This is a genomic window from Paenibacillus sp. 2KB_22 (assembly GCF_052115745.1).
Lineage (GTDB): Bacteria > Bacillota > Bacilli > Paenibacillales > Paenibacillaceae > Paenibacillus.
The window spans coordinates 815,068-828,818 of sequence record NZ_JBFRHG010000001.1 but is presented as its reverse complement, the minus strand read 5'-3'; the positions used below and the strand labels follow the sequence as shown (position 1 = coordinate 828,818).

10 protein-coding genes are annotated in these 13,751 nt (G+C 45.6%); 9 read left to right on the top strand and 1 reads right to left on the bottom strand.

Annotation, left to right across the window (positions count from 1 at the left end; all coding sequences use genetic code 11):
- Positions 1-153 precede the first annotated feature (153 nt).
- Positions 154-1,191 carry a LacI family DNA-binding transcriptional regulator gene (locus AB4111_RS03350; RefSeq protein WP_442030464.1) on the bottom strand — a complete coding sequence of 346 codons (1,038 nt, stop codon included), beginning with the start codon at positions 1,189-1,191 and terminating at the stop codon, positions 154-156.
- Between the two features lie 388 nt (positions 1,192-1,579).
- Between AB4111_RS03350 and AB4111_RS03345 the strand changes: the two genes are divergently transcribed.
- From AB4111_RS03345 to AB4111_RS03305, 9 genes are all read left to right on the top strand, one after another.
- Positions 1,580-2,629 carry a 2,3-butanediol dehydrogenase gene (locus tag AB4111_RS03345; protein WP_339242147.1) on the top strand — a complete coding sequence of 350 codons (1,050 nt, stop codon included), beginning with the start codon at positions 1,580-1,582 and terminating at the stop codon, positions 2,627-2,629.
- 182 nt (positions 2,630-2,811) lie between these two features.
- Positions 2,812-4,125 carry a hypothetical protein gene (locus AB4111_RS03340; protein ID WP_442030463.1) on the top strand — a complete coding sequence of 438 codons (1,314 nt, stop codon included), beginning with the start codon at positions 2,812-2,814 and terminating at the stop codon, positions 4,123-4,125.
- A gap of 335 nt (positions 4,126-4,460) precedes the next feature.
- Complete coding sequence (locus AB4111_RS03335; RefSeq protein ID WP_442030462.1) at positions 4,461-5,564, top strand: NADH:flavin oxidoreductase; 1,104 nt, start codon at positions 4,461-4,463, stop codon at positions 5,562-5,564.
- Between the two features lie 409 nt (positions 5,565-5,973).
- The gene (gene nagZ / locus AB4111_RS03330) at positions 5,974-7,302 is read left to right on the top strand and encodes a beta-N-acetylhexosaminidase (RefSeq protein ID WP_442030461.1); all 1,329 of its coding nucleotides are present in this window, start codon (positions 5,974-5,976) and stop codon (positions 7,300-7,302) included.
- A 41-nt stretch (positions 7,303-7,343) separates the two neighbouring features.
- Positions 7,344-8,048 carry a response regulator transcription factor gene (locus AB4111_RS03325; RefSeq protein WP_442030460.1) on the top strand — a complete coding sequence of 235 codons (705 nt, stop codon included), beginning with the start codon at positions 7,344-7,346 and terminating at the stop codon, positions 8,046-8,048.
- On the top strand, positions 8,045-9,028 hold the full coding sequence (locus AB4111_RS03320; RefSeq protein WP_442030459.1) for a sensor histidine kinase: 984 nt from the start codon (positions 8,045-8,047) through the stop codon (positions 9,026-9,028). The genes AB4111_RS03325 and AB4111_RS03320 overlap by 4 nt, the downstream gene beginning before the upstream one ends.
- 304 nt (positions 9,029-9,332) lie before the next feature.
- Positions 9,333-10,103, top strand: a complete 771-nt coding sequence (locus AB4111_RS03315) for an ABC transporter ATP-binding protein (protein ID WP_442030458.1) — start codon at positions 9,333-9,335, stop codon at positions 10,101-10,103.
- Entirely contained in the window at positions 10,078-12,036 is a 1,959-nt protein-coding gene (locus AB4111_RS03310) for an FtsX-like permease family protein (RefSeq protein ID WP_442030457.1), read from the top strand. Before AB4111_RS03315 ends, AB4111_RS03310 begins: the two co-directional genes overlap by 26 nt.
- Before the next feature lie 173 nt (positions 12,037-12,209).
- A complete protein-coding gene (locus AB4111_RS03305) occupies positions 12,210-13,658 on the top strand; it encodes a 4-hydroxyphenylacetate 3-hydroxylase family protein (RefSeq protein WP_442030456.1) in 1,449 nt (482 codons plus the stop codon).
- The last annotated feature ends 93 nt before the right edge of the window (positions 13,659-13,751 follow it).

Below are 13,751 nucleotides of genomic sequence, written 5' to 3'. Positions count from 1 at the left end.
TTAGATATATGGGATTATAAACAAAAAAGGTGCTGCCAGGAAAGAGTTAGACCTGAGCAACACCTTTTTTAGGATATCTGTTTAGCAAAACAAATAAGGGAGAGCCGTAAAATATATTCTTTCCTACCGACCCATCCCCTCACCAAACCAAATTTAACTGTGTGGTCCTCGCTGGGAAGAATGAATCATGGCGACGCTTGATTCACGAACGATTAAGCGCGGTTCAAATTGGATGTGTTCGTACTCGGTCGTGTTCATCTCCCGAATTCGTTTTAACAACAGTTCGGTAGCAAGTCTGGCAACTTCTTCACCCATAATGGACACAGAACTAATCTGCGGAGACGAGACAGTGGTCCATTGATTGTTATCTACACCCACTACAGCCACATCTTCAGGTACACGAACCCCTAACTCCTTGAACCGATTAACCAATCCGATGGCAACCATATCATTAATGGCATAGACTGCATCTGGCATATGCGTAAGCCCATAGAAATAATCTGCAGCATTGGCACCTGTGTTCAATGAAAAATCCTCACCAAAGTAGACGAGAGAAATGTCCACATGGCCTACAGCTTGCTCATAAGCACGGAAGCGCTCTTCAATAATGTCTTTGGGTGCACCGGCATATGCGATTCGAGTCCGGCCGATTTTGAACAGATGCTCCATCACCAGTTTGCCTTCGGGTTGAGACAGAGAGACGATATCTGCCCTCATTCCCGGTTCCAGTTTCTTGCCGTAGTTAATCATAGAGATAGGGAGCGGCGCTTTATCAATCAGTCCAGGTAACGTTTTGGGATATGCCAGAGGCATGAAGATCAATCCATCCACATGCAATTTTTTCACATTACGAATTGTTTCCAGCTCGGTTCGGGCATTGCCCGCCGTATTGATTTGCACGACATGGTACCCGTGCTGCTTCGCCGTTTGCTCTACAGACCAGGCAATTTCCGGAATGATGGCGTTACGTATATCGGGTACAACGAGCGCGATCTGGTGCGTTTGCCGGATTTTCAGACTCTGTGCGGAGGTGTTGGGTACAAATCCCAGTTCTTCTATGGCTTTCATCACCTTATCTCGTGTTTTAGTACTTATACCTTCTGAATTGTTGATGGCCCGGGATACGGTAGCGATGCCCACGCCGGCACGCTCAGCCACGTCCTTGATCGTAAGTTTCTCTTCTTTCCTCAATGTACGGTTACCTCACTTTATCGGAAACGATTCCGAATATTTAGGAATATGTATGCAATTCGCGATAGTTATATAACTTAATTATAACATTTGAGCCATGAAGTATCCCGTGAATGGATCAGATTTATGCCGAGGTATGATTATATTTCATTCCGTCTGCACTATTATTTGCCGTGGTATATCTTAATAACTTGGATTACATCGGTTACACAATACCGCTAAAATAACTTTAATAAACGTGTAAGCGCTCTAAAGTGAACTTGATTTGATCACGAAATAGACATATTAGTGGAGAAATATGTTTGACAGCGTATCTAAAATGTGACATATTTAATTTACGGAAACGTTTCCGATTATACTATAAATTATGATCTGGGAGATGAAATGAATGAAAGCATTACGTTGGCACGGAGTCAAAGATTTACGTCTGGAAAATATTAATGAACCTCACCCTGAAGAAGGTAAGGTCAAAATAAAAGTGGAATGGTGCGGCATTTGCGGCAGTGACTTGCATGAGTACACAGCGGGTCCTATTTTCATTCCGGCTCAAGCACCACATCCGCTAACAGGGGAACAAGCGCCTGTAGTCATGGGGCATGAATTCTCAGGACAGGTGGTTGAAGTAGGGGAAGGCGTTACACGTTTCAAGGCGGGCGATCGTGTAGTTGTAGAACCGATCTATGCATGTGGACACTGCGAAGCTTGTAAACAAGGCAAATACAATCTGTGCGATAAAATGGGTTTCCTAGGACTCGCTGGTGGCGGAGGCGGATTCTCCGAATATGTAACTGCTGAAGAATACATGGTCCATGCCATACCGGATTCAATCTCGTATGAGCAAGGTGCACTGGTTGAACCTTCGGCTGTAGCACTTCACGCCGTGCGCCAAAGCAAGCTGAAAGTGGGCGATACCGCAGCCGTGTTTGGTGCAGGCCCGATTGGATTATTAGTTATTGAAGCTCTTAAAGCATCGGGAGCTTCTGATATATATGTTGTGGAGTTATCGGACGAACGGAAAGCCAAAGCGGAAGAACTGGGTGCGATTGTGATTGACCCAACGCAGTTCAATGTGGTAGAAGAGATCCATCAGCGTACACAAGGTGGCGTTAACGTAGCCTATGAAGTAACAGGTGTGCCACGTGTACTGCAACAAGCGATCGATTCCACACGTATTGGCGGTGAATTAATGATCGTCAGCATTTTTGAACAGGAAGCACCGATTCACCCGAACTCTATTGTTATGAAAGAGCGTACGGTCAACGGCATTATCGGTTATCGCGATGTGTTCCCGGCAGTCATCAGTCTAATGGATAAAGGTTTCTTCCCCGCAGACAAGCTGGTAACCAAACGAATCTCGTTGGATGAAGTGGTGGAACATGGATTTGAAGCATTGTTGAAAGAGAAAAACCAGGTTAAAATTTTGGTGAAAGCAGAATAAAATCCACAGATAGTAAGAGCGAGTAGACAACACATCATCAGATGTGATTGTCTACTTTTTTTTGTATAGATCGGGCGGAATTTGTTGCATGTACCGGTCGAATTACATAGTATAAAAAGATACAATTTGTATCATCTTGGTGTGAAGGTAAATATTGTGAAACTATGAAGGAGGAAGCGGACATGCAGAGACATGCGAAATGGACAGCGATGATTTTGACCATCGTCGCTGGAGTGAGCTGGATGCTTATGGGGAGCTCCAAGCTGAAAGGCAACACGTCAACGAGTCAGCCAGCGGTGACTGAACGTGGGCTTGCCAAGGTGTCGAATGCACCGATCAGTTCAGCGGATGTAACATCGAAGATTGAACTGCTGGGGAGACCTTTTAGCAAAACGCCATATGCCAATAACGTCTGGGACATGCAATTGTACAACGGCAAGATATATTTGGGTCATGGGAACAGCAGTAATCTGGGTATAGCGCCGAATTCAGGTCCTATTCCAGTCGTTTATTATGATACAGCAAATGCGAAATTCAAGACCCAGACGGTAACCAACAGCAATCCGGGCATTCTGCCATCGACGAAGATGTATGTGGATGAGGAACAGATTGACATTTACAGAGTGCTGAACGACAAGTTATATATTCCTGGCAATGATTCGGATAGTGAGAAGTGGGAACTGGGCAATTTCTATCGTCTGGATGGAGAGGTATGGACCAAATATCGTAATCTTCCACTCGGTGTACACGTATACGATTTGGCTTCGTATCAGGGCAAGATGTTTGCCGCGCTAGGTACAGAGTCCAAACCAACGATATTAATCTCTCATAATGAAGGTGAAACTTGGCAGAAATATGCGACGATCAATACGTTTGGCTTCCGCGCCTATACCATGTTCCATCTGAATGGCAAATTATATGCATCTGGCATGATGTATCCTGCCAATAAAATATGGAATGACAAAACCAATATCCTGGAGATTAATGAAAAGCTTGAGAAACGGGATGTTGTCATCTATGGCAGCAAAATGCTGCCTGGACTAACCTATCAAACGGGCACGATTCCTTATAATAAGATAGGGAAAAATGTTAACTTTAATAACAAGTTGCTCTATATAGCTGGGGGCGTGTTCAATGATGGACAACTGCTGCCCAAATCCTTGAATGTCATGACAGATATTAATCAGGTAAGACGAGTTAATCTGCCAGATGCCAAGGCGCTCCCGACCGATGTGCTATTACGTGATGACAAGGTGTATGTGCTTACGTACACCCGTCAAAGTGCCAATCTGTATATCAATCGGGTCTACCAATCCACGGATCTGACAACATGGAATGAGATTTTACGTTTTAATCAGGACACGTATGCCAAGTCATTCGAAGAGAACGAGGGTGACTTCTACTTTGGTCTTGGTACTGATCCCGATGTGTTATCGACTTCGTCAGGGAAATTGCTTCGAGTGAATCGCAATGATATCCCCGTAAATGCTAATTAAATTGGAAGGAAGATTATGGATTATATACTATGCTACATCCACATTATTGGTGACCGGGAAAATACCTTAAGATACAGTAGAGTGCATGTCAGACCGCTTCGGTAGTGTGATCAGACAGAGGCTGCCGTTAAGGTAGCTTTCTTTTTTTATCTAAAAGATTAGTTTGAACGACTAACTTCGAAAATTTGAAAATAAAATTAAGAAACTATAAAATGGATAGAGAAATAACCCTATACCAGTCAACTGGATTACAAATGTTAAGATATACAAAAGCATGTCGCATTTCACATGAATGCGAAAGTTCCATACTTCCAATTGCAAAGGAGCAATATACGATGAACGTACCTTCAGCATTATTTAAACCTTTTACCTCGGACAAGCTAACCTTGTCTAATCGAATCGTTATGGCCCCTATGACTCGCGGATTCTCACCAGAGGGCGTACCTGGACCCGAAGTTGCTGAATACTACCGTCGAAGAGCAGCAGGCGGAGTGGGGCTTATCATCACGGAAGGTACAGGCATTAATCATCCTTCTTCGGTCAGCGGAGCGAGTATACCATTGTTCCATGGTGAAGATTCGTTGCAAGGATGGGCTAATGTAGTGAAAGCAGTGCATGAAGCGGGTGGCAAAATCATGCCACAATTGTGGCATGTGGGTACAGCACGACGTTCCGGTGACTTGCCTAACGCAGAAGCTGAGCCTGTAAGTCCGTCAGGGGTTAGCATGGCAGGTGAACCATCACGTGAACCATTAACGGAAGAGGAGATTCAAGAGCTTGTGCAGGCATATGCCCAAGCAGCAGCGGATGCACAGCGAATCGGGTTTGACGGAATTGAACTGCACGGAGCCCATGGATACCTGATTGACCAATTCTTCTGGGAGCAGACGAATCGACGAACCGACAATTATGGTGGTGATTTGGTACGTCGAACCCAATTTGCCGTTGAAGTGATTGAAGCTTGTCGTGCTGCGGTTGGCCCTGATTTCCCAATTGTGCTCCGGTTCTCCCAATGGAAGATGGGGAATTATGAAGCACGTCTGGTGGAAACGCCGGAACAATTGGAGCAATTCCTGGCACCACTCAGTGCTGCTGGCGTGGATATATTCCATTGCTCTACACGACGTTTCTGGTTACCTGAATTCGAAGGATCTGAGCTGAATCTCGCGGGTTGGACACAGAAGATCACTGGCAAACCAGCCATTTCGGTTGGATCGGTAGGGCTTGAAGCTGAATTTGTGGACAGAGCGACTGAGAACCAGGGAACAGGAGATGCCCACTTGGATCTATTGAATGAGAAGCTGGAGAATAATGAGTTTGACCTGATTGCCTTGGGTCGCGTTCTGCTTAGTGATCCAGAATGGCCTGCCAAAGTTCGGGAAGGTCGCATATCCGAAATCATTCCATTTACAACGGAAGTGTTGCAAACACTTCATTAATTGAAGGCTAAGAACGTTTCGCAAAAAGTGAACCAACGCCAAATGGCGACGATTTACAACGGAAAATGAAACAACAACGAAACAAAAACGAACAAATAGGCCGCCTTTGGGCGGCTTTTTCACCTACCTATACAATAATTTCAACATATGAAAAATTCACAATAGAAAAACATTTTCCACACCGCTGCACCTGTTTATTACTCCCATACATCACACACGCGCATAGTCACAACACCATTGAAGTTCCACATCTCAGGTTCTATAGCAACCTTTTTTTTCGCTGCATATATGTCAGCACAACGATTCAATCCTCAGAAGCGCTCATTTTGAAAATCATTCACCTTGTGATAAGGTTAGGCCTGAACCTTTGAATTACCAAGACGAGATTACATAAGGAGGATAAATTTCCTTGAACAACTATAGTTTCAACCCAAACAATCCATGGAGAAAATCACTAAAGATGCTGTGTCTTCTGCTTGGCATCGTTCTACTATTATCGGCATGTGGCCAAGCTCAGAAACCATCTTCCGAAACAGGCTCGAATACCCATTCAAATACCGGCTCAAACACAGGACAAACTTCCTCATCTCCGGAGCAAAGTACCGTTCCACCTAAGGAAGAAGTGCAAGAGGAAACCGATCCAGTTCAGGAGCAGCTCCGTTCATTGACGTTAGAAGAGAAGATTGGACAGATGATACTCGCTGGTGTTCAGGGTACAACGCTGGATGATCAGGCCAAACAGATGATTAAGGATCAGAAGGTAGGGGGCATTATTTTCTATGCCAATAATGTATCGACACTCGAGGGAACAGCCAAGTTTGTGCAATCCATCAAGGAAGCGAATCAGTCCAATCCGGTACCCATCTTCATGAGTGTGGATCAGGAGGGTGGTAAAGTCAGCCGTATGCCGAAGACGGTGGAAACCATTCCTTCCAACAAAAAGGTAGGCCAGACAAAAGATAGCGCGCTCGCTGAAACGATGGGGAAATTGCTGGCCAGACAAGTCCAGCTTGCAGGTTTTAATGTAGACTTCGCTCCCGTGCTGGATGTGAACAGTAATCCGAAGAACCCGGTGATCGGAGATCGTTCATTCGGCAGTTCGGCAGACCTGGTATCGCGTATGGGGATTGCTGAGATGAAAGGTCTGCGGAGTGAAGGCATTATTCCAGTCGTGAAGCATTTTCCGGGACATGGTGATACGTCCGTGGACTCCCATCTCGATCTGCCCGTCGTGAATAAAACGGAAAAACAACTGGCCAAGCTTGAATGGATTCCGTTCCAGGCCGCAGTGAAGGAGCAAGTGGAAGCAGTCATGGTGGCACATATTCTGTTTCCGAAGCTTGATCCCGATCATCCGGCTTCCTTATCTGATGTCATCATTGGTGAGCATTTGCGCGGGAAGTTCAAGTATGACGGTGTGGTCATTACAGATGACTTGAGTATGGGAGCAATTACGAAGAACTTTAAGTTGAATGAAGTTGCACTAGCAACTGTTAAAGCAGGTAGTGACATTCTTTTGGTAGCTCATAGTTATGAGAGTGCCAAAACGATTTTTGATACATTAATAAGTGCAGTGAAGTCAGGCGACATCTCCGAATCTAGAATAGATGAAAGTGTATATCGAATCCTGGCATTGAAGCAGCAGTACAAGTTATCAGATGACCAGAAAGCCTCCGGTGACCTGAAGCAGTTGAACGCAGATATTGTGGATTGGCGTCAGCAAATCGATGCTCGATAACAGATCCTGTGTTATGATTTTGGCAGAGGTGAGACCCAACCATGTATACCATTATGATTGTAGAGGACGATCCCAAGATTGCGGGATTATTGAAGTCACATATTGAGCGTTATGGAGACAAGGCCGTTTTGGCCGAGGATTTTGAGATGGTTGTACAACAGTTTGAGCAGGTACAGCCGCATGTTGTACTTCTGGATATCAACTTGCCCAGTTACGATGGTTTCTATTGGTGCCGCCAGATTCGTACACTGTCTACCTGCCCGATACTGTTTATCTCCGCCCGGAGCGGAAAGATGGATCAGGTCATGGCACTGGAGAACGGAGCGGATGATTATATTACGAAGCCGTTCGAACATGAGATTGTCATTGCCAAAATCCGTAGTCAGCTGCGCAGAGTGTATGGGGATTATGCTGCACGTGACGAAGAACGCAAGGTAGAGCTGAATGGCTTGGTCGTTTACCTGGAAAGACTGGAGATTCAGCTGGGTGATCGCAAAGTGCAGTTGACGAAGAAGGAAACGATTCTGTTGGAAACATTATTGCGCCGCAGTCCCAAACTAGTGAGCAGGGAGACCATCCTGGAGAAGCTGTGGGACGACTCTTTTGTGGATGACAACACACTTAGCGTTAATGTAACAAGGGTGCGTAAGCGACTAGCCGAGCTTGGCATTACGGATGCATTGGAAACGGTCAGAGGTTCGGGTTACCGGTTGAACAACAACTGGAAGGCGACTTCTTCTTCATGAGACTGTTTATACGAGAACATCTCGCTTTAACGTGCTGGGTTGTTGCCATCTTGTTCACCGTTGTTGCCGTGTTCTGGTATGACGGTTACAACGATTGGACTACGGCTGCTTATGCTGTAGCGTTGGGATTATTTTTGTATGTTGGCTATTTGATCTATCGTTATTATTCACATCGCTCGTTTTATGCCCGGATATCCAGATCGATGGATTCGTTGAAGGAATTTGTACCCTTGAACGAAACAAGTCCATTATCACAGGCATTGGAGAAGCTGCTTGATTCACAATACGGACAGTATCATGCTCACCTGCATCGACTGGAACAGCGACAGCAAGAATATCTGACGTTTATGAATCAGTGGGTACACCAGATGAAGACACCATTGTCGGTCATTGAGTTGACCGTGGAAGATCAGGAAGATGACGATCCCAGGCTTATAAGCATTCGGGAGGAAGCGGATCAGATGAGACGGGGATTGGAAACGGTGTTGTATGTGGCACGCTTGGATACCTTCGAGCAGGATTTCAGTGTTGAACCCGTTATACTGAAAACTGCTGGAGAAGAGGCGATCCATGAGCTGAAGCGATTTTTCATCCGCAATCACGTCTATCCAGAGATGCATATTGATTCTGCGCTGGTTGTGCAGTCCGATGCCAAGTGGATTCGTTTTGTCTTGGTACAGTTACTGTCGAACGCAATCAAGTACTCTGCGGGTAGCGGGCAAAAGATCCATATGCGTGCATATGAAGCGGAACGCTCCATCGTGCTGGAAGTACAGGATCAAGGCATCGGAATTCCGAAGTCTGATCTGAATCGAGTCTTCCAACCGTTCTTCACCGGGGAGAACGGGCGGCATTTCAAGGAGTCCACAGGCATGGGACTGTATATTGCCAAAGAAGTGTTAACGCGAATGAACCATCGGATCGATCTGGAATCCGTGTACGGCGAAGGAACGACTGTCCGAATTACATTCAACTCCTGAAGTATCAGGTGACAGATTACAGACAAGAGTGGAATTGTATTGTGAAACGAAAGAAGTCTGAATATGAGTTGAAGTGAAAGTAAAGACGTCAGTTGCCCAGTTGGGCAAAGACGTCTTTTTTTTGCTCACCATGATGCAACCTTACAACATTGTCATGTTGATGAAAGGTTAAACCATAGGAGAATGGCCGAAGTTTCGATAAACTGTAGTCAGAAGATCAAAGGAAAGGCCACGCATAAACCGCATGCACACAGCATGATTGTCTCTTGATTTAAATTTTATACATGACTAAGGAGTTGTGACTATGGAGATTTGTTCTGTCAAACAGATCAGCAAAATCTATAAAGGCATCGTATCGTATGAAGCATTATCAGGTATTGACCTCAGTATTCAGGAAGGAGAGTTTGTCGGTATTATGGGACCATCCGGTAGTGGTAAAACGACACTTCTGAATATGATCTCTACCATTGATCATCCAACATCAGGAGAAATACGGATTGCAGGAAAGAATCCGTTTGAATTGAATCAGGATGAACTCGCGCTGTTCCGGCGTAAAGAACTGGGATTTGTTTTTCAGTCCTTCAATCTGTTGAACACACTGACGGTCAAGGAAAACATCGTATTACCCCTTACGCTTGACGGCGTTTCACTGACAGAGATGAACACACGTGTGGAACGACTTGCAGGCAAGCTCGGCATCGAAAGCATTTTGAACAAGCGGACATATGAGATCTCCGGTGGACAGGCACAACGTACGGCTATTGCGAGAGCGCTGATTCATTCACCCAAGCTGATTCTGGCTGATGAACCAACAGGCAATCTGGATTCGAAGGCGGCAAGAGATGTGATGGAGATTCTGGAAACCCGCAATCAGGAAGACCAGGCAACGATGTTGCTGGTTACCCATGATGCAGTTGCCGCAAGTTATTGCAGTCGGGTCGTCTTTATCAAGGATGGCAAACTCTACAACGAAATTCATTACGGCGATAATCGTGCAGCCTTTTACCAGAAGATTATTAATGTATTATCCCTAATGGGAGGGTCCGGACATGAATTTTCGCCAGTTCGCCATTAATAACGTTGTTCGCAACAAACGAATTTATCTGGCTCATTTTCTGAGCAGTACATTTTCCGTCATGATCTTCTTTATCTACGCATTGCTCCTGTTCCATCCCGATCTGAAAGAAGGGTTAAAGGGTTCCAATGGAACGGTTACTTTGTTGGCCAACCAGGGATTCATGATTGCAGAAATCATTATATTCATCTTTTCATTCTTGTTCCTGCTCTACTCGGTAGGTTCGTTTCTGAAGACACGCAAGAAAGAATTTGGTATTTTCCTGATCCTTGGCATGACACGCAAACAGATGAACCGGCTCCTGTTTATGGAGAATATGTGTATCGGATTAGCTTCGATCATTACGGGCATCGGACTCGGTCTCATTTTCGGCAAATTGATTCTGCTCATCTGTGGCTCCATGCTGGCTGTTGAGAACAGTCTTCGGTTCTATTTTCCGCTGAAAGGCATTGCCCTGACGGTTGGTGCATTTCTGCTGTTGTTCGTTGTCATCGCCATGTCGTCATCCTTGCTCATACGCAAAGGTTCACTTATTGATCTTGTGAAATCGGAAGAAAAGCCAAAACCGGAACCCAAAGCATCGCGTTTGCTCGCCTTGCTATCTGTACTGTTCATTGGCGGTGGCTATGCAGGGGTATTCACATTTGTGTGGGTAAGCTTCTCGTTTCCGTTATTACTGGCAAGTGTCGTGGTCGTGATTGCAGGTACGTATTTACTGTTCACACAGCTCAGTGTGTACGTTATCCGGGCACTCAAAGGCAATTCACGGTTGTTTTTCCGTAAAACCAATCTGCTCTTCCTATCGGAACTTACCTATCGAATGAAAGATAACGCCATCATGTTTTTCATGGTAAGTATTATCTCTGCATCTTCATTTACGGGAATAGGTACCATGCTCGCAATTGCTGATCCAGGCTTGTCATCCATGTCGAATCCATACGCATTCAGTTATACGAATTCATGGGATACTCCCGACTCAGATCGACATATTCGTCAGATTGAAGAAACGTTGATTGATAATCAAGTTCCCTACGTGAAGGGCAGTTATGCTCCTATAGGTGAAAATAATAATGGGATGATTATCAAACTTAGTGATTATAACCGTCTTGCGAAGGCACTGGGGTATAAAGAACGTACGTTGAAACAGATCGATGAGTCATTTATGACACCAAGCAATTTGGCGATTCGCAAGGAGTACCGTGAACAGGTTGAACAAGGAGTCTCGGGAGGAAAGGTCAATCTGGAGGTTGATAATCAGCGTGTACCTGTCCAGCTATCGACACCTGGTACTGAGATTGTGATTCCTTTTCAATATGAAATTTATCTCTACGTCGTAACCGACGAATTGTTTAATAAGATGAGACCAGCGTACAACGAGGAAGTAGGCATGCCTGAAGGTTTCTATTCGAGTCGAACGATACAATTTATCGTTAAAGATTGGATGGGTACACGCAGCTTTGCTCCTGAATTGATCGAATCCATTCAACAGAATCATTCCAATAGAGGTTACTTCCAGGTGAGTGCACTTGTGGTGGACTGGCTCAATTCGAAACAAACGAACGGAATTATCCTGATCCTGAGCGGACTGATTGGTATTGTTTTCTTCACCTTTGCAGCAAGCTTCACCTATTTCAGACTCTACGCAGACCTTGAACGGGATGAAGCGCAGTACCGCATGATTGGCAAAATGGGACTCAGCCGTCCCGAACTTCGTAAGATTGTGACAAGGCAACTATTGCTGATGTTCTTCCTACCGATTCTGGTGGCGGTCATCCACAGCTCGGTCGCTTTTGTAGCGTTGCAGCAGCTAGTTGATTTCTCGGTCTTCGGATACAGCCTGCGTATCTTCATGGTGTTTGCTTCCATGCAGATCTTGTATTTTGCACTTGTGCGCTGGCGGTATCTGCGCCATATGTATTCCAAGTTAGTCTAAAAATGAATGGCCCAACAGACACCGAACTCATGGCTCGGTGTCTGTTGACTTTTCTATCCAAGGCACAGTACTATTTCATTAGATACAGAATGTATCACTACATAGTTTCTCAAGCAGTTAGATGAATGGGATTACAGAAATGTCAGGCTGGTGCCTGAGAGGGAGGACATATCATGAGCATCACGCTGTCTCGGGGACAGGCTTACATTCAACGATTGAATGATGAGCGCAATGTATGGCTGGACGGAGAGCGTGTCCAGGTAACCCAACATCAAGCCTTTCAGGGAACACTTCAAACCATAGAAGGATTATTCAATCTGGTGGATGACCCGGAGACGCGGGAAACCGTGGCCTACTGGGACGAACAGACGGGAAGTTACGTGCACCGCTCCTTTCTTGTGCCTCGTTCAGTTCTTGACGTGAACAGCAGGGCGGATGCTTTTCGTCTCTGGGCTGATCGGACGTATGGGGTAATGAGCCGATTGTCTGATTATGCTCGATCCCGCCTGACTGGTTGGTATGCAACACGGCATGAGATGACAGCACATGACCCCGCTTTTGCGGGTAAAATATCCGATTACTTTGAACAAGCCAAACGTAAAGATGCTTTCCTGACGATTGTCCAGCGGGACCCTCAGATTAATCGATCCTTGCCTGTTGGGGAAGATGAGGATGCCATGCTGCGAATTGTCCATAGCAATACGGAGGGTGTGGTGATCCGCGGAGCCAAAATGGTTGCAACGGCTGCGCCGTATGCCGATGATATCATTGCTTATCCCGTTCAACGAATTCCAGGGCACCTGCCAGAGCTGGCCCATATGGTAATTGTAGCCGCGGACAGTCCGGGCTTGCATATGATGTGTCGAGAATCATTTGCGGCAAAAGATTCGGATGGATCACATCCACTAAGTGCCCAGTATGATGAGATGGATGCCGTATTATTTTTTGACGATGTATTTGTACCCTGGGAACGTGTATTACTGCACAATAATCCTGAAGCCGTATGGCAGATTCGCTGTAATACAGCTTCAGCCAGTCTAGCCTATCACCAGAGCGTCATTCGATTAAACTCGAAACTGGAGTTCATTACAGCCGTGACCTCCGCCATTGCCAAGGAGATCGGGGTGGACTCTTTCCTGAATGTGCAGGAACAACTCGGTGAGATGATCAGTCAGATGCAGACCATCGAGGGACTGATTATTGCTGCTGAAGCACAGTCCAAACCGGACACATACGGCAACTGGCTGCCGGAATTCAAATATATTGAAACCGCACGTAATCTGGGCAATCGCTATTATCCGCGCGCAGTGGAGATTTTGAAGACGATTGCTGCGGGTGGTCTGATGCAGATCCCCTCGGGTATGTTTGAGGGCAATGAAAGGATAGGCACCATGATGAGCAAATATCTTGGCGGAGTAACGATGCAAGCTTCGGAGAAGATTCGTCTTTTTCAATTGGCATGGGAACTGACAGGAAGTCCACTCGGAGCAAGGCATGATCTGTATGAACGTTTCTATGCAGGTGATCCTGTGCGCAACCGGGCGAGCCAATATGTGCAATATGACAAGGAACGCTTATTGACCAAAGTTGAACCGTGGCTCCGGTCGGGAGTTCAGGAATGATCTCAATACGAATAGTCTGAATGAAGAATGAACAGCTTGAATGTAGAATGAGAACGGCCTTATTTTAGTTAAAGCCTTGGCCTTTGCCAGGGC